The organism is Rubrimonas cliftonensis (genome assembly GCF_900107585.1).
In the GTDB taxonomy this organism is placed as follows: Bacteria; Pseudomonadota; Alphaproteobacteria; order Rhodobacterales; family Rhodobacteraceae; genus Rubrimonas; species Rubrimonas cliftonensis.
In genome coordinates this window covers 228012-250225 of record NZ_FNQM01000005.1, presented here as the reverse complement: position 1 = coordinate 250225, position 22214 = coordinate 228012, and the positions used below count along the sequence as shown (strand labels likewise).

The window sequence follows — 22214 nt, the reverse complement described above, 5'->3', positions numbered from 1 at the left end:
CCGATATTCCTGCGCCTCGAGACCGAACTCGCCGCCATGACGCAACAAGCCAACGCGCTCGACCGAGCCCGGGCGCGGGTCGCTCAAATGGCGATGAGTTGAAGCGTCTCGTGCTTCAGCTCCAGCGACGCGCCGTTGCCATAGCGCGCGCGCCGCGTCGCATGGCCCATGAGGTCCGCGGCCAGGCGATCCACCGCCTCCGCTGCAAGCAGCCTGTCCTCGAAGCTGTGGCGCAGGGAATAGGCGGACTGGTCATCCTTGATCGCACAGTTCTGGCGCAGGAACTTGTTTACGAGGTTGGACCAGCCCCCCTTGCCGCGGTAGCGCGGGAACCCGTGCGGGTTGCGGCGCATCGCCTCCAGCGAAAGCCCGACCAGCGGAAGGTCTCGCTTCGACGAGGCGTTCTTCAGTACGCGGTCGGTCGGCACGATCCTGATGTGCGGGATCGGGTCGTCGAGGCGGATGTGCTCGGGCAGGAGACCGATGATCTCCGAGGGGCGCGCGCCGGTGTCGACCATCGCAAGCAGGACATCGCGCGCCTCCGCGTTGAGGCCGAGCAGCGCGTCGGGCGGCGAAAGGTGCTCCATGATCCAGGTCGTGCTGAATGGCCGGCGCCTGCGCTTGTCGCTGGAGCTGTCCTTGAACGTCATTCCGACAAACGGATGCTTCCATTTAAGTTTGAGCTTTTCACTATAGACCTTCATCATACCGCTGACATAATGGACGTACTTGTTGGCAGTGGCCGGATTTATCTCGTAGGCCTCGACCTGTTCACACAAGTGTTCTCTCAAAGCGCGCGCGTCATCGTCGTCGGTCTCCACGACCTTCTTGTCGCCGATGCAGCTGATGAGATCGCGCAGAACCTTCTCTCGCGGATTTCGCCAGCGCCGCTTCTGTTCCTCGCTCATGCCATGGATCAGATCGGGCGCGAGCTTCTGGACCTTCTCGAGGAGCGCAGATATCGGGTCCTCGCCCTTGCCTGGGCCGACTCCGAGCCAAGCCTTCGCCACCGCGGGCTGGCTGGCTGGCGGATCGCGCTCGAGCACCTGCTCGATCCGCTCGATAAGCTGGTCGAGCGGTCCGGCGACGAGATCGCCGAGGGTTCTCGGGACGATCCTCTCAGCTTTCCGCAGCGCATCGACAGCCTCCGCCTCGGCCGCCGGATCCTGTCCGCCGGCGGCGAGCCCCGCTTCCCAGCGAGCGAGCATCGCGGCCTGCTCGCGGGTCCCGCGCTTGCGCGCCTCGCGCAGGTCACCGGTCTTCAGCGACCGCCGCACCACCGCGCGCGGCTCCAGATGCGCGAATTCCCGCGGCACTCGCTTGACCAGGTAGTACACCGTGCCGCGCAGGCTGAGCCCCGTCACGCGCCCCTCCGAGACCCGTCGGGTGACCCGTTGTGTCACACTTTGTATCACACCCGGTACCCCACCTGCCGCTTACCCTGTCGAAATCGGGTATGCACCGCAAGGGGTTACTTATGCGTCAACGGGTTGCCTGGGACCTCAGGCGGGCGAATGGCGGAGAGGGTGGGATTCGAACCCACGGTAGGTTGCCCTACAACGGTTTTCGAGACCGCCCCGATCGACCACTCCGGCACCTCTCCATGGACTTTCGCCCGGTCGCGATTGGTGACTATCCACCTCGACGGCGTGGCGCAAGGGGCCGCGCGCGTGATCGGGCCCGCGAAAGCGTCCCTGCGCCCGCAATCGCGCCCGCGCCCCCTCGTCAGCGCGCCGCCGCGCCGCTACGGTGCTGGCCGCGAGACGGGAGAACATGCGATGACGTCAGCGCGCCAGATCATCGACGCCCTCGGCCTTGAGCGCCACCCCGAAGGCGGGTGGTATCGCGAGACATGGCGGGCGCACGCCGAGGCCGGCGAGCGGCCGACGGGCACGGCGATCTACTATCTTCTCCCGGCCGACGAGTTCAGCCACTGGCACCGCGTCGACGCCGACGAGATCTGGCATTTCCACGCCGGCGCGCCGCTGTCGCTGACGCTCTCGCCGAACGGCCACGACGCGCAGGCGCACCTGCTGGGCGCGGACGTCCTGGCCGGGCAGAAGCCGCAGGCGATCGTGCCGGCGGGCTGGTGGCAGTGCGCGACCACCGTCGGCGCCTGGACGCTCGTGACCTGCACGGTGAGCCCGGGCTTCACCTTCGAGGGGTTCGAGATGGCCCCGCCCGACTGGCGCCCGACGCCCCGGCCGCCTTCGGGCGCATGAGCGCGCGCCTCTACCTCGTCACGCCCCCCGCCTTCGCCCCGGCCGCCTTCGCCGACGTGCTGGCGGCGGCGCTCGACGCGGCGGACGTCGCCTGCGTCAGACTCGCGCTGGAGGCCGGCGAAGCGGAGCTGCGCGCCGCCGCCGAGGCGCTGCGGCCGGTCTGCGCCGGGCGCGACGTGCCGCTGGTGATCGCGCGCCATGTCCGCCTGGTGAAGCCGCTGGGCCTCGACGGCGTGCATTTGCCCGACGGCTCGGCGAACGCCGTGCGCGCGGCGCGCGACGCGCTCGGGGCGGACGCGGTCGTCGGGGCCGCCGCCGGCGCCTCGCGCCACCGCGGCATGGTCGCGGCCGAGGCGGGCGCCGACTATGTGAGCCTGGGCCCGGTGCGCGCCGGGGCGCTCGGCGACGGGGCGGAGGCCGACGCGGAACTCTTCGCCTGGTGGGCGGAGGTGATCGAGACGCCCTGCGTCGCGGAAGGCGGGCTGACGCCCGAGATTGCGCGCGGACTGGCGGCGACGGCCGACTTCGTGGCTCCGCGCTTCAGCGTCTGGTCGGCGCCCGACGGGCCGGCGGCCGCGGTCGCCGCCTACGCCGCGGCGCTCGACCGCGGCGCGGCGGGCTAGCTGCTCTTGGCGGCGCGCACCGTCTCCTCCGCCCAGCGCGTCATGGCCTTGCGGTCGCCGACATCGTGCACGCTGCACGGGGCGTGGAACACGATCTCGACCACCCCGCCACGGCTGCGGCAGGCGATCTCCCAGATGTGGCCTTCGAACGGCATCGAGCCCCACCAGCCGTAGAACTCCCGCGGCAGCCCCGGCGCCGCGATCCAGTTCAGCGTGACGGGCTGCACCCTGGCGTCGGCGGGCATGCCCGGCTCGTAGAGCGCAGCCAGCAGCGAGCTCTTGAACGGCAGCACGCGCAGCCCGTCCGAGGAGGTGCCTTCGGGGAAGATGCACAGGAGCTGCCCGCCCCTGAGCCGGTCGGCGAGGACGCCGCGATGGTCGTGGGCGCGGCTGCGGCGACGCTCGATGAACACCGTGTCGGCGACCTCGGCGATCCAGCCGATCCCCGGCCAGGCGCGCACCTCGGCCTTGGAAACGAAGTTCACCAGCCGCGCCGAGCGCAGGGCGAGGATGTCGGACCAGCTCGCATGGTTCGCCAGCCAGACCCCGCCGCCGCGGATCGGGGCGCCGATCACGCGCCGGCGCACGCCGATCAGCCGCAGCATCGCCCGCGCCCAGACGCGCGCCACCCAGAACTGCGCCTTGAAGCCGCGGAACAGCCGCCGCCGCACGAAGCGCAGGATGAGAAAAAGCGTCAGGCAGACGGCGGTCAGAGCCAGCATCGCCGCCACGCGGACGCCGCCGCGCAGGCGCTCGGCGGGCGTCAGCGGCGGCAGGTCGGGCGGCGCCGCGTCGTTCCAGGTGACGCTCAACGGGGCAGCTCCTCAGCCCAGGACGCGCGCCGCCGAGCCGCGGTCGGCGCGGGAGTAGAAGGAGCGGTAGCGCTGCACCATGCGGCTGGTGTCCATCAGCAGGCAGACGTCGACGGTGTTGAAGTCGCGGTCGACATAGGCGCCCTCGCCCACGAACCCGCCAAGCCGAAGGTAGGCCTTGATGAGCGCGGGGATCAGCCGCAGCGCCTCGGCGCGGTTCACCTCGTCGGGCGGCAGGATGTCCATCGCCGTGAAGTGCTCCGGCAGCGCGCGCACGCGCAGATCCTCCGGCGCGAGGTGGTTGTAGTGCAGATGCGAGAGCGGCTGGGCGAGGGGCGCGACGTCGGCGCCATGGAAGCTCGCCACGCCGAACATGATCTCGACGTTGCGCTCGGCGACATACTGCCCAAGGCCGGTCCACAGCAGGTGCATCCCCGCCCCGCCGCGGTGCTCGGCGCTGACGCAGGAGCGGCCGAGCTCCAGCGTCTCGCGGGGGTAGTCCACCAGCCTGCCGAGGTCATACTCGCTGGCGCCGTAGAAGCCGATGCCCCGCCGGGCCATGTCGCCGGTCATCAGACGGTAGGCGCCGGCCACCTTGTCCATCGGGTCTTCGGAGGCGGCCTCGTTGTCGATCAGCAGAAGATGGTCGAAATAGGGATCGAACTCGTCGCGCTCGCAGCGCGCCTCGTGTTCTTCCGGGGAGGCGTGCGCCCCCATCTCCTCCACGAAAACGCGATAGCGCAGGCGCTGCGCGGCGGCGACGTCGGCATCGCTTTCCGCCAGCCTCACCGTGAACCGACCCGCTTCAATGCGCACCAGGCGCCCCTCCGATCACTGGCGCCCTCTCGCGCCGGGCGCGGGCGCGCCGTCGCACGCCTGCCCGCCGGCGCGCCCGCGCACGGTCGCCCCTCTTAGGCAAGCCCCGGCGCCGGCGCAACCGGGCCACGCCGCGCGAGCAAAAGGCGCCCCGTGCCTCCTGCGGTTGATCATCCCAGGCAATTCAAGCAGAATCACAACCAGTCAGGCGTCATCACCTCAAGCGTCGCCGTATCGAGATCGAGCACGACCTTGCCGGCATCCTCGAAATTGACCGTGACGCGGCGCCCGACGAGAGACTGGATCTGGCCGCGGCCCCACTCGGGTCGCGCCGGCAAGCGAACGATGGCGCCGACTTCCAGAAACTGGCTCATGGCGCCGGAACCCCGGCGAAGGATGGTGACGACATGGCGAACGCTCCCGATCTGGCGGCATTGTTGTGTTCGCGCATCTGTCACGACCTCATAAGTCCCGTAGGGGCGGTGAGCAATGGCGTCGAGCTGCTCGAGGGCGGCGTCGACCCTGAAATCGCCTCGCTCCTGAATGACAGCGCACGCACGGCGCTGGCCGCGCTGGGCTATTTCCGCATCGCGTTCGGGGCCGTGACCGAGGACGCCGCGGCGATTTCGCCCTCGGAGCTCGGCGCCATCGCGCGCGCCTATTTCAGCGCGGGCCGTCACCGGGTGGTGTGGCCGTCAGGCGGCGACGCGACGCCGCGCGCCGAGGCGAAGCTCGCGCTGCTGCTGGCGATGGCCGCCGTCACCGCGTCGCCGATCGGGGGCGCCATCGAGATGTCGCTGGGCGGCGACACGGGCGCCCGGGTGAGCGGCGCCCGTCTCGGGATGCCGACGGAGTGCGCCGCGCTGCTCAGCGACCCCGCCGCCGTCGCGACCGCGCCGCGGGAGGCCCACGTCGCGCTTCTCGCGGCGCACGCCCGCTCCATGGGGCGCTCGGTCGCCATCGTTCAGGACGAGGCCGCGCTCTCGCTCATCGCCCGCAGGGCCGGCTGACCGGCCGCGGCCATTCTCAGGCGGGGCGACGCTCGGCGCGAACGAGGCCGGAGCGGAACCGCCGCGCGTTCCAGCGATAGCGCTCCGCCGAGCCGGCGAGGCCCGCGATCTCCTCCGGCGTCAGGTCGCGCACGACCTTGGCCGGCGAGCCGATGATCAGCACGCCCTCGGGGAACACCTTGTCCTCGGTGATCAGCGCGTTGGCGCCCACGAGGCTGCGCGGCCCGATGACGGCGCGGTTCAGCACGACGGCGCCCATGCCGATCAGCGCGCCGTCGCCGACCTTGCAGCCGTGGAGGATGGCGCGGTGGCCGACCGTGACGTTCTCGCCGACCTCCACGGGGCAGCCCGGATCGGTGTGGACGGTGCTGTTGTCCTGGATGTTGCTGCCGGCCCCGATGAGGATGGCCTCGCCGTCGCCGCGCAGGACGGCGTTGAACCACACGCTCGACGCGGCGCCGAGCGTGACCCGCCCGATCACGCGCGCGCCCGGCGCGATGAACACATCGCCGTCTTCGGGTGTTTGCGGGCTGAGCCCGTCGAGCGAGAGCAGTTCCATCGGCGTCAATCCAAATTTCATGTCAGGTCGGCGAGGAAGGCGTCCAGTCCGGTCAGGCGCGCGCGTCTGGCGCGTTCCGCGGCGAGGATGGCGCGCAGCGTCGCGGCGCTGGCGTCGAGATCGTCATTGACCACGACATAGTCGTATTCAGGGCAATGCGCGATCTCGTCGCGCGCCTTGGCCATGCGCCGCGCCACGGTCTCCGGCGCGTCGAGATTGCGCGCGCGCAGGCGGCGGTCGAGTTCGGCGATGGAGGGGGGAAGGATGAACACGCTCGCGACGTCCGCGCCCAGCGCGCTGCCGCGAAGCTGGCGGGCGCCCTGCCAGTCGACGTCGAACAGCACGTCGCGGCCTTCGGCCAGCCATGTCTCCACCGGCGCGCGCGGCGTGCCGTAGCGCAGGCCGAACACCTCGGCGTGCTCCAGCAGCGCGCCTCCGGCGGCCATGGCGGCGAAGCCCTCCGGCGTGACGAAGTGATAGTCGGCGCCGTCCACCTCGCCCTCGCGCTTCGGCCGGGTCGTGGCGGAGACCGAGAGCGTCAGGCCGGGGCTTTCGACCAGCAGCCGCCGCGCCAGCGTCGTCTTGCCGGCGCCGGAGGGGGAGGAAAGCACGAAAAGCGCGCCGCGACGGGAGATGGCGCTCATCGGGGACGCTCCGGGCTGTGACGTGTCATTGGAGGTTCTGGGCCTGCTCGCGAAGCCTGTCGATCAGCACCTTCATCGCAAGCCCCGCCTCGGTCAGCGCCGGGCTCTCGGCCTTCGCGCACAGCGTGCCGGCCTCGCGGTTGAACTCCTGGGTGAGAAAGTCGAGCTCCCGGCCGACGGCGCCGCCACGCGCCAGCAGGGCGCGCGCGGCGGCGAGATGGGCGTCGAGCCGGTCGAGCTCCTCGGCGACGTCGGCCTTCACCGCCAGCAGCGCCAGCTCGGCGGCGAGCCGCTCCGGCGGCGTCGTCGCGCCGGCGCCCGTCAGCGCCGCGACGCGGGCGCGCAGGCGCTCGGGCGCGGCGTCGGTCTGCGCCGCATGGGCGGCCCGCGCGGCCCGCGCCTGCGCCTCCATGGCGTCGAGCACGCCGCCGAGCGAGGCGCCGAGCGCCGCGCCCTCGCGCGCCCGCGTCTCCGCCAGCCCGGCGATCAGCGCATCGAGGCTGTCGAGCGCGGCGCCCATCGCCGCCTCGTCCGGCGCGCGGCGGCGCTGCGGCTCGGCCGACTGCGCGCCAGCGATCTGCAGCAGGCGCTCGGCGGAGACGGGCGCGACCTCCAGCCCGGCGGCGCGCGCGGCGTCCCGCACCACGACGAGCGCGGCGACCGCCTCGGCCAGCGCCTCGCGATCGAGCGCCATCGCGGCGGACGCCCCGGCATGCTCCACCCTGAGACCTATGGTGACGGAGCCGCGCGAGACCGCCTGGCCGACGCGCCGGCGCAACTCGGGTTCGAGCGACTCCCACCCCTCGGGGAGGCGCAGCCGCAGGTCCAGTCCGCGGCCGTTCACGCTCCGCGCCTCCCAGCGCCAGGCGAGGCCCTCGACGCCGCCGGCGGCCTCGGCGAAGCCTGTCATGCTGTAAAGCGTCATCCGCTGCGAGCGCCCCATCTCGTCTGGCCCTATCTGCGACAACCGACGGGGCGCGCGCAACCGACTGGCACGGCTTTTGCTACAGTTTTTCCGAAAGTCCGCTCCGCATTGCGCTGGAACCGGGCCGCACGTTGTGAAACCTTTAACTTTATGGAGTGCTGGTGCAATGTGGAGCGACTGTGACGCCGATGAACGTCGTATCGAAGTGGAACAGATGTCCGAAAACGGGACGGCCGCTTTGAAACACCCGGAGGCCGCCGGCCTCCACGCCATGTGGTCCGCCCTGCGGGGCGGGCGGCCGGCGCCTTTCCGCGCCGAGCTGGACGCCGGCAAGATCGGCTCCAAGGCGCCGTTCCTGGCGATCTTCGAGCATGTCGGCCCCTCCAACTTCCGCATCCGGATCGCCGGCGACCGCCTGAACCGCTGGTTCGGGCTGGAGTTGCGCGGGATGAGCGCGCTCTCGATGGTGGCGGGCCCGACGCGCAACCATGTCCAGGCCGCGCTCAACCGCGTGGTGGCCGAGCCGGCCGTCGCCGTGCTCGAGGGCGCCGCGCGGGCCGCGGACGGCCAGTCCACCGCTTTCGAGATGGTGTTCCTGCCGATGCGCAGCGATTTCGGCCGCATCGACCGCGTGCTCACCGGCCTCTGGCTGATCGACCCGCCCGCCGCCGTCCCCTGCCCGTTCCTGCTCGACGTAGAGAAGGTGCGCGTGCTGGACGTGGCGACCGAGGTCTCCTCTCCGCAGGAGGCCGTGGCGGCGCGTGTGACGCGCAGCATCATCGAGCGGCTGGGCGACTCCGCTGAGGCGTCGCCGCTGGTCGAGGCGACGCGCGAGACGCCCGCAGCCGCCCACCCGGCCGCCGATCACTCGACCGCCGCCCCGACGACCGCCCAGACCGGCGGCCTGCGGGCCATCGACGGGGCCGGCGAGCGCACCGGCGAAGTGCGCCGCGGCCACCTCCGGCTCGTGAAGGACTGACGGGGGACGCTTCGCATCGGAAGCGCGGCGCCGCCTGAGCGCGCCGCGCCTTTCTCCCCAGGTCATGACGCGCCAAGTCATGTCGCGCCTTCGGCGCAGGAGCGTGTCGCGCCATCGGCGCCCCGCGCGGCCGCCGCTCATCCGGGCGGCGGCCCTTTTCGCATCAGGCGACCTCGTAGATGAACTCGCCGTCCCTGACGTCTACGGCGATGCGGCTCATCGGCTGCTTCTCGGCCATGCGGTTCAGCACCTCCTGGGAGATGCGCGGCAGCATCGTGTTGGTCAGCACCGCGTCGATCATGCGGCCGCCGCTCTCCAACTCGGTGCAGCGCGCCCGGATCAGCTCCAGCACCGCGTCGGAATACTCGAAGGTGGCGCCATGCGCCGCCTTCACCCGGCGTTGGATCGAGCGCAGCTTCAGCTTGGCGATGCTGTCGATCATCGTGTCGTTGAGCGGGAAGTAGGGGATCACCACGACGCGCCCCAGCAACGCGGCGGGGAACACCTTGAGAAGTTCCGGGCGCATCGCCTTGGCGATGCCCTCGGGGTCGGGCATCAGCTCGGGGTCTTCGCAGAGCTTCATGATGAGGTCGGAGCCGACGTTCGACGTCAGCAGGATCAGCGTGTTCTTGAAGTCGATCCGCCGGCCCTCGCCATCCTCCATCGTGCCCTTGTCGAACACCTGGAAGAAGATCTCGTGGACGTCGGAATGCGCCTTCTCCACCTCGTCGAGCAGCACCGTGGCGTAGGGCCGCCGCCGCACCGCCTCGGTCAGCACGCCGCCCTCGCCGTAGCCGACATAGCCCGGAGGCGCGCCCTTGAGCGTGGAGACGGTGTGCGCCTCCTGGAACTCGCTCATGTTGATGGTGATGAGGTTCTGCTCGCCGCCATAGAGCGCTTCGGCCAGCGCCAGCGCCGTCTCGGTCTTGCCGACGCCGGAGGGTCCGGCCAGCAGGAACACGCCGATGGGCTTCTCCGGCGCCGTGAGCCCGGCGCGCGAGGTCTGGATGCGCTTGGCGATCATCTCCATCGCGTGGTCCTGGCCGACGACGCGCTGGTTGAGGATGGTCGGCAGCTCCAGCACCGTGGTCAGCTGGTCGGAGACCATGCGGCCGACGGGAATGCCGGTCCATTCCTCCACCACCGCCGCGACCGCCGCGCGGTCCACCGTCGGCAGGATCAGCGGCTCGTCGCCCTGCAGGTCGGCCAGCGCGCCGAGCTTGCCCTGAAGCGCCGCAAGCGTATCGGCGCGCTCGGCGTCCGACAGCGGCGGCGGCGCGTCAGGGTCGACGGCGGCCTCGGCGGCCTCCTCGGCCTGCGCCGCCGCGTCGGCGGCGGCCTCCAGCGGCGTGCCGGTCTTGTCGATGGGCCGGTCGTCGCCGCGCAGGCGCGCGCGCAGGTCGAGGATCTCGGCGACCATCGCCTGCTCGGTTTCCCAGCGCTGCTCGATTTCAGCCAGATCGGCCTTCTCGGCGGCGATCTCGGTCTCCACCGCCGCGGCGCGGTCCTCGCGCGGGATGCCGACGGCGATCTCGCGCAGGAGGATGCCCTTCTCGACCTCAAGCGCCTCGATGCGCCGGCGCGCGTCCTCCACCTGCGCCGGCACCGCGTGCTGGCTGACCGCGACGCGGGCGCAGGCGGTGTCGAGCAGGCTCACCGCCTTGTCGGGAAGCTGTCGGGCGGGAATGTAGCGGTTGGAGAGCTGGACCGACGCCTCAAGCGCAGCGTCGAGGATCTGGATGCGGTGGTGCTTCTCCAGCGTCGAGGCGACGCCGCGCATCATCAGGAGCGCGCGCTCCTCGGTCGGCTCCTCGATCTTGACCACCTCGAAGCGACGGGTGAGCGCGGGATCCTTCTCGATGTGCTTCTTGTACTCGGCCCAGGTGGTCGCCGCGATGGTGCGCAGCTCGCCGCGCGCCAGCGCGGGCTTCAGCAGGTTCGCCGCATCCCCCGTGCCCGCCGCGCCGCCGGCGCCGATCAGCGTGTGCGCCTCGTCGATGAACAGGATGATGGGCTTCTCGGAGGACTGCACCTCCTCGATGACCTGGCGCAGCCGGTTCTCGAACTCGCCCTTCATCGAGGCGCCGGCCTGCAGCAGGCCGATGTCGAGCATCAGCAGCGAGACGTCCCGCAGCTGCGGCGGCACGTCGCCGCGCGCCAGCCGCAGGGCGAAGCCCTCCACCACGGCGGTCTTGCCGACGCCCGCCTCGCCGGTGAGGATCGGGTTGTTCTGCCGCCGGCGCATCAGGATGTTGACGATCTGGCGGATCTCGGGGTCGCGGCCGACGATCGGGTCGATCTTGCCCTGGGCGGCGCGCTCGGTGAGGTCGGTCGCGTAGGTCTTGAGCGCCGAGCCGCCCTCCGGCGGCGGCGCCGACGGCGCGCCCTGCCCGCCCGGCGCGGCTGCGTCGCCGCCCTCGGTCGAGCCCTTCACGATGCCGGGCAGGGCGGCCGCCAGATCCTCGGTCTTCACCTTCTCGAACTCCGGCGACATGGCCAGCAGCAGCCGCTCAAGCCGCGGCGTCGCGAGAATGCCGTAGAGCACATGGCCCGAGCGCACCCGGTCCGCCTGCAGCCGCATCGCGCCCTGCACCCAGCCCCGCTCCACCGCGTCGAACAGATGGTCGGAGATGTCGGAGATCGAGGAGGAGCCGCGCGGCAGCGCGTCCACCGCGCGCGTCAGGTCGGCGGCCAGCCGCGAGGCGTCCACCCCGAAATGCTGCGCGATCTTCTGGAAGTCGCCGCCGTCGATCAGCGCCATCTGCTCGATCCAGTGCACGAGCTCGACATAGGGGTTGCCGCGGAGCTTGGCCGAGCGCATCCCGTTCTCCACCGCCTTCCGGGCGGGGGGCGTGAGCTTGGCGAGCAGTTCGGATCGGGTGATGGTGCTCATGGCGTCCTCGATGCGGGCGCGGCGCTGCCGCGGGTGGTCGTGTTCGCCGCGGACGCGGCGCAGTGGCGGGTCGGCCGAAATCAGGCCGCAGCATACTCCATGCGCAGCACAAGTTCGTCTGCTTCGACATGCGGGGCGCTTCGTCCGCCCGTAGCCGCGCCGCCGGGCCAGGCGACGGACAGCGGGCTGCTGCGCCAGCCGAGCCAGCTCTCCCAGCCTAGCCTGAGCGCGCCATCCAGCTTGAGGGCGGGAACCTCCGGCGCCGCGAGCGCCAGTTGCAGATCGACGCCGAGCGTCGGGCCCGCGAGCGAAAGCACGGCGCCGCGCGCCGCGGCGTGGCGCTCGCCTCCGGGCAGCAGCGCGCGATGCTGCGCGAGCGTTAGCGGCCCGGCGCGCACCCGCACGCGGGTCTGCACCGAATGGAAGCGCCGCCCGAGCACAAGCTCGGCGCCGAGCCGCCCGCCGCCCTCGCCCGGCGGCGCGAGGCGGGACTGCGCCTCCTGCGGGATGGCGAGCCACTCCGGCGCGAACTCCTCCACTTTGACCGGCGCCCCGATCACCACGCCGAGCACGCCCGAAAGGCCCGCCGCCGTCGCGCGGCCCATCGACAGCCAGCCGGCCATGTGGCGCTTGGCGTCGTCGTCCAGCGCGTCGCGGTCGCGGAACGGCTCGGGGCCGGCGCCGAAGAGGCTGCCGACCCAGCGCGGCCACGGGTCGGCCTCCGGGCGGTCGCGCATCACCGCCGGGCGCGGCAGAGCCCAGGCGCGGAACAGCAGGCCGGCGATGCGGTGCGTGAAGATGTCGAGAAAGCCGGTGAGCCAGCGCCGCCCCTCGCGCTCCTCGCGCATGGCGTCCTCGGTGACGTGGTTCGGCAGCGAGCCCTTGGGGCCGAGCGGACCGATCGCGATCTGGCTGAGCTGGAACGCCGCGCCGGACGGCAGGTTCACCCAGCCGGCGGAGCGGATCTCAGCGCTCTCGAAGCGCAGCGAGGGCGGCTGGCCGAAGCGGATCGCATCCTCCTCGATGCGGCCCGAGCGGCTGACCGCCGGCAGATCGGGGCGCGCGGCCTGAAGCGCCCGCACGGCGGCGCCGAACTCCCAGCCATGCGGGTCTTCGGCGATGGCGGCGGCGACCTGATGGAAGCTGGCCGGGCCGGGCGGCGCGACCTCCTCGACCTCAGGCTCCGGCGCCGGAACCGGAGCGGGTTCGACGACCGTCGCAGGCGTCTCCGCCGCGATCACGCCGGGCGCCGCGAAGGCGATGACGGTGCGCGGAATGGGCGCCGGCGCGCGCGCCGCGGCGGTCGCCCGCGCCCGGGCGTCCGGAGCCTCCGCATCGGACGGCGCCGGGCCCCCCGACGTCTCCTCGTCGGGTTCGTCGGCCGCCGGGCCGGGCGCCCGCGCGTCGCTGTCGCTCTCCGCATGCGAGGCCTCGTCAGGGGGCGTGGTCTCTGGCCAGGGCTCCTCGTCGAAAGGCGCGTCGTCTCCTGCCGGGGCCGCCAGCCAGTCGGCGGGGCCGGCGGCCTGACCGGCCTTGGCGCCCGGCTGCGGGGCGGCGACCTTCCCTGTCGACGCCTCGTCGAAAGGATTCTCGTCACGGTCGTCGCCGTCTTCGGGGCCGGGCGCGGCGGCGAAGGGGTCTTCCTCCTCGGAGCCCGCCCGAGAGCCCTTGGGCCGGTTCTCGCCCGCGCCGCTCAAAGCAGCGGCCTCGTGCCAGACCGGGCGGGCCACCTGGCCCGCGCGCGCCCGTCGCCCTGCCGCAGGCTCATGCGCGTGAAGCTGTTGACGTTGGCGTGGCCGGGCAGGAACCGCTCCAGAACGGCCGCCAGAGTCGCGGCCTCGGGCGCGGCGTCGGCGAAGGTGACGGCGACGTCAAGCCCGCGGCCCATCGCCATCGGGGCGATCACCCGGCCCTGCTCGTCGCGGATCGGGGCGATCGGCCCGATGGCGGGGCGCGTGGAGATGTCCACCAGCGCCTCGATCAGCGCCTCGCCCGCCGCGTCCCTCTGGGCGGCGAACAGGCGCAGCGTCTGGCGCATCGCCGCCGCGGGATCGCCGCGCTCCGTCGAGCACAGCGACAGGTGGTTGAGCGTCAGCGCGCTGATGACGTCCCACAGTCGCCGCCCCTCGGGCAGCCCTGCGCGCGGCCAGGAGGGACCGGAGACGACGCGCACCGATTTCCAGCCCTCGTCGATCTCGGTCGACAGCAGCGCGTCGCGGCTGGTTTCGCTGGCGGCGTTGATAGCGAGATGACGGTTGGTGCAGAGCAGATCGAGCGAGAGCGAGCGCAGATCAGCCGGCGCCGGGCGCGCGGCCTCGTCCACCAGCGAGATGAACACCTCCGCGCCGCGGTAGATCTCCAGGCTCCGGTCCCGCTCCTCGCGCAGCGCCGGCGCGGCGCGCGCCACGCGATGCAGCGCATAGAACCGCTGGGAGCGCGGGCTGCGCGCGCCAAAACTCTCCGGCGCGAAGAAGGGGCGGAAGGCGACCGTCTCGCCCCGCCCGGTCTTGCCGGTGACGTTGAGGACCGAGTGCACCTCGAAGCTGGTCGGATCGCCCCGGTCGGGCGTGATCGGCAGTTCGGCGCGGCGCGGATCATAGGCGATGTCGTCGGCGGCGCGCTCGAAGAGGTTTACCGCCGGCGCGCAGTTCAGCCGCACAGACTCCGGCCCGAGCTTGCCGCCCAGCGCCGGAAACGGTCGGTCCAGCAGGAAAAGCACGGTGAACTCGCGCGCCTGCTCGCGCGCCCCGAACGCCTGTTGCAGCCCGCCCAGCCGCAGGAAATGGAAGCGCGCCGGCAGCGCGAAGAACTCGTGCAGCAGCCGGTGGCCGTCGAAGCTGCGCGGGCCGTAGGGCAGCAGCGCGTCCTCGCCCTCCGCGGTGTGGCGGTCGAAGCCGAGCGGCGCGGCCTCCAGCGCGGTCGCCTTCGGCCCCTTGCCGGGGCCGCCGCCGGGCCGACGCGGCGCGCCCGCCGCCTCGACATGGGCGCAGCCGGCGGTCAGCGCCTCGAACAGCGCCGCGCCGCCGCCCTCGCCTTCGGCGCAGTGCAGGTCCAGCGCTTCTGCGGGCAGCGCGCCCAGCGTCGCGCCGTCGGGCGTCAGCGCGAAGGTGATCGAGACGGCGGCGGGCGCCGCGCGCGAGGCGCCGGCGCTCTCGACATGGCCGCTGTCGGGCAGGTAGCGCGCCGCCGTCACCATGAGCGGCCACAACCGCAGCGCCCGGCCGGTGGTGAAGATCACCTTGCGCTCGCGCCGCGCCGCGCCGGCCATGCGCGTCGGCAGCGACAGGCGCATCCCTCGCGGCGCGATCGGGCCGGTCATCAGCGCGGCGTCCGCCCTGAGCTGGAACTCCGCGACCAGCATCGAGGGAGTGGGCGCCGACAGGTGCGGGTAGAGCATCGCCAGCAGGTTCTGACTGAAGCGCGGGAACTCCTCGTCGAGCTTGCGCTGCACCCGCGCCGCAAGGAAGGCGTAGCCCTGCAGCAGCCATTCCACGAAGGGGTCGCGCAGGGCGGCGTTGGGCGTCAGCCCGATGCGGCTGGCGATGCGGTGGAACGCGTCGCGCTGGGCGAACTCCTCGGCGTGGGTGCGCAGGTGCTTGAGTTCGCTCTCGTAGATCTCCTTGAGCGCCTCCTCCATGGACTCAGCGCTCCAGCTCGGCGCGGGTGCGCACCTTCTCGGTGTCCCACAACGTGTTGATCAGCACGCGCAGGCTCTCCGGCGCGCCGTAGATCTCGCCCTCGATGGTGAACTCCAGCGGCCGCTCGGGGTCGATGGTGTCGCCCTTCTCCGTGGTGACGCGCACGCGCATCGTCTCGGGCCGGATGCGCGGCTCGTAGGCCCCGATGGCCTCCCGGATGCGCTTCTCGATGACCGGCAGCGGCAGGCTCAGCGCCTGCCGGCCGATGATCGCCGGCAGCCCGTAATTGAGAATCGAGAGCTGCACGGCCGGGTAGGCGTCGAACGGGTAGCTCGCCTTTTCTCCGCGCGCCGGCCGATCGCCGCCGGGATAGTCCTTCGCACCGAGCGAGGCCTCCAGCCCGGTCGAGTTCAGGATCTGCACCAGCTCCACCTGCACATGGCGCTGAAGGGTGCTGAAGTCGTTGAGGAAATGCTGCGGCGCGCCGCCGTCGTCCGCGAAGTCCTCGTCGGTCAGCCCGGCGGTGTCCTCGTCGTAGCGCGACGGGACGAGGCGACCGTAGAGCGATGGCCAGAAAAGCTCGCTGTCGTCAGCCATCGTCCCCGTCCGCGCCCTCGACCTTCGCAGCCGGCTCGCCCTCCGCCGGAGCGGGGTGGTCGAAGGTGAGCCGCCGCAGGTCCAGCGCGGCGATGTCGCCGCCGTCGGTGGCGAACAGGCGCTGGCCGAGCCCGGCCGCGTGTTCGCCGGCCAGTTCGCGCCACTCCGTGCGCCGGCCCAGCTGGATCGCCGCCTCGCCGGCCTCCGAACCCGGGTAACGCACAGGCACCATGACCGGCCACGGCTCGTCGGCGCCCACGCCGGTCAGCAGGCCGACGGCCCACACGACGTCGCGCAGGTCCTTCGGCGGCTCCAGCGTCAGCTCCGCCACGTCGGAGAACGGCATCCAGTGGTATTCGCCGTTCAGCACGACCTCGAGGATCGGACCGAGCCGCGTGTCGGCGTCGGCGAACCACTCGAAGCCGGTCTCGTCGCTGCGCCCCGGGGTGACCGGCGCGGCGTCGAGCGCCTCGGCGCGCATGTCATGGGCGGCCTGCGCGGCGCCCTCCGCCTCCAGCCGCGCGGCCTCGGCCATCTGCGCGATCCACGCCGCAGGCGCGCCCATGATCGACGGCCGCGCCTTGCCGGCCCACACGGCGGCGCGGGTCTTCTCGGCCGCGATGGCGCAGCGGTAGTCGTCGACGAGGTCGATGGCGTCGGGCTTGAGCGCGGCCAGCGCGTCGAGCGATTTCAGCGCGCGGTCCCAGTCGCCGACGACGCAGGCGTACTGGAACAGGAAGGCGCGCAGCTCGGCGTCCTCGGGCTTGGCGCGCACCGCGGCGAACAGCGCAACCTTGCAGGCGTCGAGGTCGCCCGCGTTGAGCGCCTTCTGGGCTTCGAGCTTGCTCATCGCGCCGGTCTCCTGCTGCGGAATGCGTGCGGGCCGCCCGAAAGCGGCATGGGCCGGCGCGGGGTTTCCCGCGCCGGCCGGTGTCGATCAGGAAGCGAGCGTCGGGCTCACTTGTCTTCGCTGGCCGCGATGTCGTAGCCGAACTGAACCTGGCCGGCCTCGGCGCCCTTCTTGTCCTGCTCCTTGTAGAGCACGGAGAAGGCGCCGAAGTTGATCGAGAAGTTGACCGTCAGACGATCTTCGCCGCCCGAGCCGCCGGTGCTCACGGAGGTGATGATGCAGTCTTCGAGCGTGTAGACGATGTACTCGAGCGGGCTGTCGCCAGCCTTGCGGCAGGTGAGCGTGATCTTCTCGTGGTGGGTGCCCTTGGAGCAGGACTTCATCAGCTCATGCGTCGACTTCTCGTAGTAGGTCGTGCACGAGATGTCCTGGAAGTTCGCCTTGCCGGCGCCCGAGCCGCCGCCCATGTGAGTGGTGCCCGAGTTGGACACGCCCCAGGACCAGGCGAGAATGTCGAGCTCGCCGCCGTGGGCCTTGTCCTGGCTCTCGCCACCGATGGCGGGACCCTCGATCTTCAGGAACATATCAACGGCCATGTCTCTCTCCTCTTCTTTGCATCAGCGCCGCGGGGTTTGCCGGGGCGGTTGGCTTCGGTGTGTTCGTAGGGCTGTTATCGCCCTGCGAACGATTCGCCGCTGTGACGGTCATCACCCTTCCGAGGGAAGTTTCGACACGAGCCGCAGGGAGATGTTGGCGCCTTCCAGCTGGTAGTGCGGCCGCAGGAAGAACTTGGCCGAATACATGCCGGGGTTCTCGGGATCCTCGTCCACGACGACCTCGGCGGCCTTGAGCGGGCGCTTGGCCTTGGCCACCTCGGAAGCGTTGTCGGACGACTCGACGTAGTTGAGGATCCAGGAGTTCAGCCACTTACGCATGTCCTCCTTCTCCATGTAGCTGCCGATCTTGTTGCGCACCATGTGCTTGAGGAAATGCGCGAAGCGGGAGCACGCGAAGATGTAGGGCAGGCGGGCGCCGAGCATGGCGTTCTTCGTGGCGGTCTGGCCCTGGGGGCTGTCGTCGAACTGCGGCGGCTTGTGCAGCGACTGCGCGCCGATGAACGCGGCCTCGTTGCTGCCCTGCTTGTAGATCAGCGGCATCAGGCCGAGGTTCGCCAGCTCCGCCTCGCGCCGGTCTGGGATCGAGACCTCGGTGGGGCACTGGGAGCCCCAGGCGCCCTTCTCGGTCTGGAAGGTGTGGGTGGGCAGGTTCTGCACCATGCCGCCCGACTCCACGCCCCGGATGCGCGAGCACCAGCCGTAGAGCTTGTAGGCGCGGTTGATGTTGGCCGCCATCGCATAGGCCGCGTTCGCCCAGGTGAATTTGGTCGAATCGTCGCCGCCGGTCTCCTCCTCGAAGGCGAAGGCGTCGACGGGGTTGTTCGCGCCGTAGGGCCGGCGCGACAGGAAGCGCGGCGCCGCCAGCCCGATGTAGCGGGCGTCGTCGCGCTCGCGCAGCGCGTTCCACTCCATGTAGGGCGGGCTCTCGAACAGCGTCGCGAGATCCTTGCGGGCGTTGATGTCGGCCCAGTCGTCCATGTCGAAGAGCGAGGCGGAGGCGCCGGTGATGAACGGCGCGTGGCAGGCGGCCGCGATCTTGGCCATGTCGCCGAGCAGGTCGACGTCGGGGCCGGAGTGGTCGAAGTGGTAGTCGCCGACGATGGCGCCGTAGGGCTCGCCGCCCAGCACGCCGTAGGCGTTCTCGTAGAGCTTCTTGAACAGCGGGCTCTGGTCCCAGTCGGTGCCGGGATACTTCGCCAGCTCGTCGCCGAGTTCGTCCTTGGACACGGCCATGACGCGGATCTTGAGGTCCGTGCCGGTCTCCGTCTCCTTGACGAGATAGTGCAGGCCGCGCCACGCGCCTTCAAGCTTCTGGAACTCGGCGTGGTGCAGGATCTCGTTGATCTGCGCCGTCAGCTTGGCGTCGATCTCGGCGATCATCTGCTTGATGGTCGCGACCACCGCGCCGGACATCACCTGGCCCTCTTTCTCCGCCTTGGCGAGGGCCTGGGCGGCGAGGGTGCGGACGGCGGAGGAGACCTCCTTGCCGGCGTCCTCGGTGCGCGGCTTGAACTCCTTGTTCAGCAGCGCGTCGAACTCGTCGACCTCGACGATCGCGCCTGCGCCCTGCGGCTGGGCGGCTTCCTGTTCGGCCATGCTCAAGCCTCTCCGTCAGTCTTCCCGCCATCCTTGGAGGCGGCGAGGGATTTCAACAGGGTCTCGTTGCCGAGCAGCTCCTTGATGGTCTTCTCGGCATTGGGCTTGCCGTCCATGAAGGACAGCAGGCTCTTGAGCTGGTTGCGGGCGGTGAGCAGTTCGTTGAGCGGCCCCACCTTCTCCGCGATCCGGCCCGGCGTGAAGTCCTTCATGTTGGTGAACGTCAGATCCACCGAGAGCTCGCTGTCGGGGTCGTCCGTCAGCTTGTTCGGCACGCGGAACTGCGCGCGGGGCCGGGTGCCCTCCATGAAGGTGTTGAAGGTGGAGATGTCGACGTCGTCGAACTCGCGGTCGACGATCTGGCTGGGATCCTCGCCGTCCTGCCAGCGGCCCTTGAGGTCCGCCATCACCGCCATCACGAACGGCAGGCTCACTTTCTTCTGCGCGCCGCCGGTCTCGAGGTCGTATTCGATCTGAACACGGGGCGCGCGATTGCGCCCGATGAACTTCTGTCCGCTGCCCGACATCCGATGCTCCTCTCAGGCCATGACCTTGGTCGAAATCTCAGCATAAGCGCGACGCGTCTCGCGCACGCCTCAGCTCTTGGGCGCGATGCTCAGCGAAAGCGTGTCGCCGCCTTTCGGCGCCAGTTCCCCCAGCGTATCCATAAAACTCATCTCCACCAAACCATTCGCGCGCGTGAGACAAATCGCGATGGGATTGGCCGGCTCGGCGGCGGAGAAATAGGCCGCGATCTGGGTCAGGGCCGCCTTGACCCCGGCGCGATCGCGGATGCGTCCGGTCGGGCGTGCGGGCGGCGGGGCCGGCAAGGCGGCAAGCGCCGACTCGATTCCCTCCAGCGCCTCGGTCAGCGCGGCGAGGCTTTCCGCGCCAGCCTCCGCACCGGGGCCCGCGCCCGAGGGGGCGGGCGACGGCGCGGGCTCGGCGGCCTGCGCGGCGCCGTCGCCCGCCTCAGCCATGCCGCCCTCGTCGGCGCCGCCCGCCCCGTCCGCGGCACCTTCGGCGCCGTCCGCTCCGGCGCTCGATGGGGCGTCGCCCGGTTCTCTGTCGACCGACTCTGGGCCGACCGATTCTGCGGGACCGACCGTTTCTGCGGGGCCGGGCGCGGGCGGCGGCGCGGGCGCAGCCGATGCGGCCGCCGCGAGCGCCGCGAGCGCCTTCTTCGCCGCCGCGAGCGGGGCCGCCCATCCGGGCGCCTCCGCGCCAGCCGCCCCTTCCTCGGGGACGAACGCGTCCAGCGCCTCGGGGTCAACGCCGCTCATCGTCAGCGCCGCGTAGTCCGGCCCGTCGGCGGCCAGCGCCGCGACCCAGTCGGGATAGGACGCCGCGTGCATCTCGCGAAGCTTCAGCAGCGCCAGCGGGAGCGGGCTGGAGCGCGCCGAGACGGCGTAGTAGGCGATCACCTCGTCCAGCAGCGCGAGCGCCGCCCCGCGCGAGGTGAGCGCGCCGATGGGGGCCGAGGCTGAGGCGGGCGACGCGGCGGCGTCGCCGTCCTCGCCCGCCTCGCCCTCCGCCGCGGGGGCGCCAGGCAGGACGGCGAACGGCTTCAAGGCGGTAGCCAGCTGGTCGATCGCCTGCACCAGCCGCTCGAAACGCGGCGCGGGAAACTCCGGCGCGCCCTTGAGCGTGGTCTCGATGGCCCGCAGCAGGCTGGACGAAGCCGAAAGCGCCGTCGCCGCAGCGATCACGGTCTCCTCGGCCTTCGCCCTTGCGATGACCTCGGCCAGCCCCTCGGGCGGCCGCGCCACCTCTCCGGCGGCGGCCGTGCGCCGGCCGGAGGCGAGCAGGAAGTCGCGCAGGCTGATCTCGCCGTCGAGCCCGGCGCCCTTGAAGAGCCGCGCCGTCTCCACCGCCGCGGCGAGCGCTGGCGAGGTTAGCGGGGCGAAGGCCTGGGCGCGCTCGCGGCGGGCGAGGCGGTCGTCGGCCGGGCCGGGGTGCAGCGCCTCCCAGTCCTTGCGCAGCCAGGCGTCCAGCAGATGCAGCGCCGCGTGCAGCCCCAGCGCGCCGCCCGTGTTGGCCTCGGCCTGCACCAGCCGCACCAGCACGCGAACGTCGCGCGAGCGCTCCAGCAGCTCCATGCAAAGCGTGCGCGCGGCGCGGAAATCGGGCGGCGAGCCGCCCATGTTGGGGTTGTCTTCGCTGACATAGGTCCCCTGCTTGCCTTCGCAGAGCTCGCGCAGCGGCGCCACGTCCTCGCGCTTCGGGGCGGGCCCGGCAGGGGCGTCCGCCGAGACGCCCTCGTAGAGCGCCGCGGGCAGGGGCTTCGCCGGCGCGTCTGTCACGGTCTCGCTCATGTCGCCCCCTCGAAGGAACGGTCGCACCCTCGGCCCGGCCGGGCCGCCCGTCGGGCCGGCGCGGTCGCCGACGGCTCAGCGGCAGGCTGACAACACAAAGCCCTGCGCGTCCAGCATGAAGGCGACCACCGGGCCCCTTCCAAGGTCTCATCCGCGGCGGCCGCCCGGCTGGACGCCCGTCGCCGCGACGACGGCCCGGAGTGCGGCGGCGCGCGGCCTCGGCGTCTCCGGAAGCGGCTGGCGCACATGCCGGGGGCCGGCTTCGGGCGGCGCCCTCACTGCGCGCCGCCCTGCCCCACGGGGACCGACGCCTGCGGCGCGAGCGTGTCGGCGGCGGCGCGTCCGGGCGGCGCCGTCGCCGGACCGAAAGAACCAGACCGGGTGGCCCGGCCGCTGCTCAGCTGTTGTCGATGGCGATCTCGACGCGGCGATTCTCCTCGGAGATCGGCGGCACGCCATCGAGCAGGCGCGTCTCGCCGAGACCCACCGGCCTCAGCCGGGCCTCGTCCAGGCCGCACTCGCGCTGCAGATGGCGCGACACCTCCTCGGCGCGGGCCTGCGAAAGGCGGCGGTTGGTCTCCGCGGCGCCGCTCGCGTCGGCGTGGCCGATGATGAAGAAGCGCTGCTCGACCGGCATCTGCTTCAGCGCGGTGCAGAGCTCGCCGAGCAGCCTCGCCGACGAAGGCCGGATGAAGGCGCTGCCGGTCTCGAAGGTGATCTTCAGGTTCACCTGCACGTCGCGCGGCAGGTCGGGCACCTCGCCGCCGAGGCTGGCGGGCGTGACGCGCGGGCGGTCGGACTGCTGCGCGGCGCTCACGCTGGTCTCGACCCGCGCATCCCCCGTGGTCGCCGCGCCGCCGCCGGCGGTGACGCCGATGCCGCGGGTCGCTCCCCGCGGCGAAGACTTCGTCATCTCATTCTGCAGCGTCAGGCTGCGGACGATGTCGGCGCTGTTCTGCGCCTGCGCCGCGCCCAGCCCCAAGGTCAGGGCGGCGCAGGCTGCCATCGCGAGTGTCTTGCGCATGACTGCTCCTCCATTCAATGCGGGATCACCCTAGTGGTATCGCAATCGCCACACTGTGTCTTGCGTCACAGCGCGTGACCGTCGTTCCCGATGA

General features: G+C 71.7%; 21 protein-coding genes and 1 tRNA gene. 4 read left to right on the top strand and 18 right to left on the bottom strand.

Features of this window, described 5'->3' with window-relative positions; all coding sequences use genetic code 11:
- Positions 1–83: 83 nt before the first annotated feature.
- The gene (locus BLW43_RS11215) at positions 84–1364 is read right to left on the bottom strand and encodes a DUF6538 domain-containing protein (protein WP_093253293.1); all 1281 of its coding nucleotides are present in this window, start codon (positions 1362–1364) and stop codon (positions 84–86) included.
- 151 nt (positions 1365–1515) lie between these two features.
- Positions 1516–1603, bottom strand: a tRNA-Ser gene (locus BLW43_RS11210).
- A 175-nt stretch (positions 1604–1778) separates the two neighbouring features.
- Here BLW43_RS11210 and BLW43_RS11205 point away from each other — a divergent pair.
- On the top strand, positions 1779–2222 hold the full coding sequence (locus BLW43_RS11205; RefSeq protein ID WP_093253290.1) for a cupin domain-containing protein: 444 nt from the start codon (positions 1779–1781) through the stop codon (positions 2220–2222).
- Positions 2219–2845 (top strand): thiamine phosphate synthase, encoded by a 627-nt coding sequence (locus BLW43_RS11200; protein ID WP_093253288.1) that lies wholly within the window; start codon positions 2219–2221, stop codon positions 2843–2845. The genes BLW43_RS11205 and BLW43_RS11200 overlap by 4 nt, the downstream gene beginning before the upstream one ends.
- Here BLW43_RS11200 and BLW43_RS11195 read toward each other — a convergent pair.
- From BLW43_RS11195 to BLW43_RS11185, 3 genes are all read right to left on the bottom strand, one after another.
- Positions 2842–3657 carry a lysophospholipid acyltransferase family protein gene (locus BLW43_RS11195; RefSeq protein ID WP_093253285.1) on the bottom strand — a complete coding sequence of 272 codons (816 nt, stop codon included), beginning with the start codon at positions 3655–3657 and terminating at the stop codon, positions 2842–2844. The two genes, BLW43_RS11200 and BLW43_RS11195, sit on opposite strands and share 4 nt — an antisense overlap.
- Before the next feature lie 12 nt (positions 3658–3669).
- The gene (gene olsB / locus BLW43_RS11190) at positions 3670–4473 is read right to left on the bottom strand and encodes an L-ornithine N(alpha)-acyltransferase (RefSeq protein ID WP_093253283.1); all 804 of its coding nucleotides are present in this window, start codon (positions 4471–4473) and stop codon (positions 3670–3672) included.
- Positions 4474–4667: 194 nt separating this feature from the next.
- The gene (locus BLW43_RS11185) at positions 4668–4847 is read right to left on the bottom strand and encodes a DUF3553 domain-containing protein (RefSeq protein WP_093253280.1); all 180 of its coding nucleotides are present in this window, start codon (positions 4845–4847) and stop codon (positions 4668–4670) included.
- A 33-nt stretch (positions 4848–4880) separates the two neighbouring features.
- Between BLW43_RS11185 and BLW43_RS11180 the strand changes: the two genes are divergently transcribed.
- Positions 4881–5483: a histidine phosphotransferase family protein gene (locus BLW43_RS11180; protein ID WP_093253277.1), complete on the top strand. Its 603-nt coding sequence runs from the start codon at positions 4881–4883 to the stop codon at positions 5481–5483.
- A gap of 16 nt (positions 5484–5499) precedes the next feature.
- On the opposite strand, the gene BLW43_RS11175 is transcribed toward BLW43_RS11180, so the two are convergent.
- The 3 genes from BLW43_RS11175 to BLW43_RS11165 are packed head-to-tail and all read right to left on the bottom strand — an operon-like array spanning position 5500 to position 7611.
- Positions 5500–6042: a gamma carbonic anhydrase family protein gene (locus tag BLW43_RS11175; RefSeq protein WP_093253275.1), complete on the bottom strand. Its 543-nt coding sequence runs from the start codon at positions 6040–6042 to the stop codon at positions 5500–5502.
- 17 nt (positions 6043–6059) lie between these two features.
- A complete protein-coding gene (gene gmk / locus BLW43_RS11170; RefSeq protein ID WP_217632158.1) occupies positions 6060–6677 on the bottom strand; it encodes a guanylate kinase in 618 nt (205 codons plus the stop codon).
- A 34-nt stretch (positions 6678–6711) separates the two neighbouring features.
- On the bottom strand, positions 6712–7611 hold the full coding sequence (locus tag BLW43_RS11165; protein ID WP_093253270.1) for a YicC/YloC family endoribonuclease: 900 nt from the start codon (positions 7609–7611) through the stop codon (positions 6712–6714).
- Between the two features lie 238 nt (positions 7612–7849).
- On the opposite strand from BLW43_RS11165, the gene BLW43_RS11160 reads away from it, so the two are divergent.
- Positions 7850–8590: a PAS domain-containing protein gene (locus BLW43_RS11160; RefSeq protein WP_175478857.1), complete on the top strand. Its 741-nt coding sequence runs from the start codon at positions 7850–7852 to the stop codon at positions 8588–8590.
- A gap of 163 nt (positions 8591–8753) precedes the next feature.
- Here the strand turns inward: BLW43_RS11160 and tssH are convergent, their stop codons facing one another.
- The 10 genes from tssH to BLW43_RS11110 all read right to left on the bottom strand — a co-directional run bounded on the left by tssH (position 8754) and on the right by BLW43_RS11110 (position 22120).
- Entirely contained in the window at positions 8754–11483 is a 2730-nt protein-coding gene (gene tssH / locus BLW43_RS11155; RefSeq protein WP_093253265.1) for a type VI secretion system ATPase TssH, read from the bottom strand.
- Between the two features lie 80 nt (positions 11484–11563).
- Entirely contained in the window at positions 11564–13180 is a 1617-nt protein-coding gene (tssG, locus tag BLW43_RS11150; protein ID WP_139284038.1) for a type VI secretion system baseplate subunit TssG, read from the bottom strand.
- Positions 13177–15120: a type VI secretion system baseplate subunit TssF gene (gene tssF / locus BLW43_RS11145; protein WP_093253261.1), complete on the bottom strand. Its 1944-nt coding sequence runs from the start codon at positions 15118–15120 to the stop codon at positions 13177–13179. Before tssF ends, tssG begins: the two co-directional genes overlap by 4 nt.
- Before the next feature lie 4 nt (positions 15121–15124).
- A complete protein-coding gene (locus tag BLW43_RS11140) occupies positions 15125–15718 on the bottom strand; it encodes a type VI secretion system baseplate subunit TssE (protein ID WP_093253258.1) in 594 nt (197 codons plus the stop codon).
- The gene (locus BLW43_RS11135) at positions 15711–16568 is read right to left on the bottom strand and encodes a type VI secretion system accessory protein TagJ (RefSeq protein ID WP_093253257.1); all 858 of its coding nucleotides are present in this window, start codon (positions 16566–16568) and stop codon (positions 15711–15713) included. The genes BLW43_RS11140 and BLW43_RS11135 overlap by 8 nt, the downstream gene beginning before the upstream one ends.
- Before the next feature lie 107 nt (positions 16569–16675).
- A complete protein-coding gene (locus tag BLW43_RS11130) occupies positions 16676–17164 on the bottom strand; it encodes an Hcp family type VI secretion system effector (RefSeq protein ID WP_093253256.1) in 489 nt (162 codons plus the stop codon).
- Positions 17165–17275: 111 nt separating this feature from the next.
- On the bottom strand, positions 17276–18781 hold the full coding sequence (gene tssC, locus BLW43_RS11125; RefSeq protein ID WP_093253255.1) for a type VI secretion system contractile sheath large subunit: 1506 nt from the start codon (positions 18779–18781) through the stop codon (positions 17276–17278).
- Between the two features lie 2 nt (positions 18782–18783).
- On the bottom strand, positions 18784–19308 hold the full coding sequence (gene tssB / locus BLW43_RS11120; protein ID WP_093253254.1) for a type VI secretion system contractile sheath small subunit: 525 nt from the start codon (positions 19306–19308) through the stop codon (positions 18784–18786).
- Between the two features lie 69 nt (positions 19309–19377).
- On the bottom strand, positions 19378–21096 hold the full coding sequence (locus tag BLW43_RS11115) for a type VI secretion system protein TssA (RefSeq protein WP_093253253.1): 1719 nt from the start codon (positions 21094–21096) through the stop codon (positions 19378–19380).
- Positions 21097–21493: 397 nt separating this feature from the next.
- Entirely contained in the window at positions 21494–22120 is a 627-nt protein-coding gene (locus BLW43_RS11110) for an OmpA family protein (RefSeq protein WP_093253252.1), read from the bottom strand.
- Positions 22121–22214 lie beyond the last annotated feature (94 nt).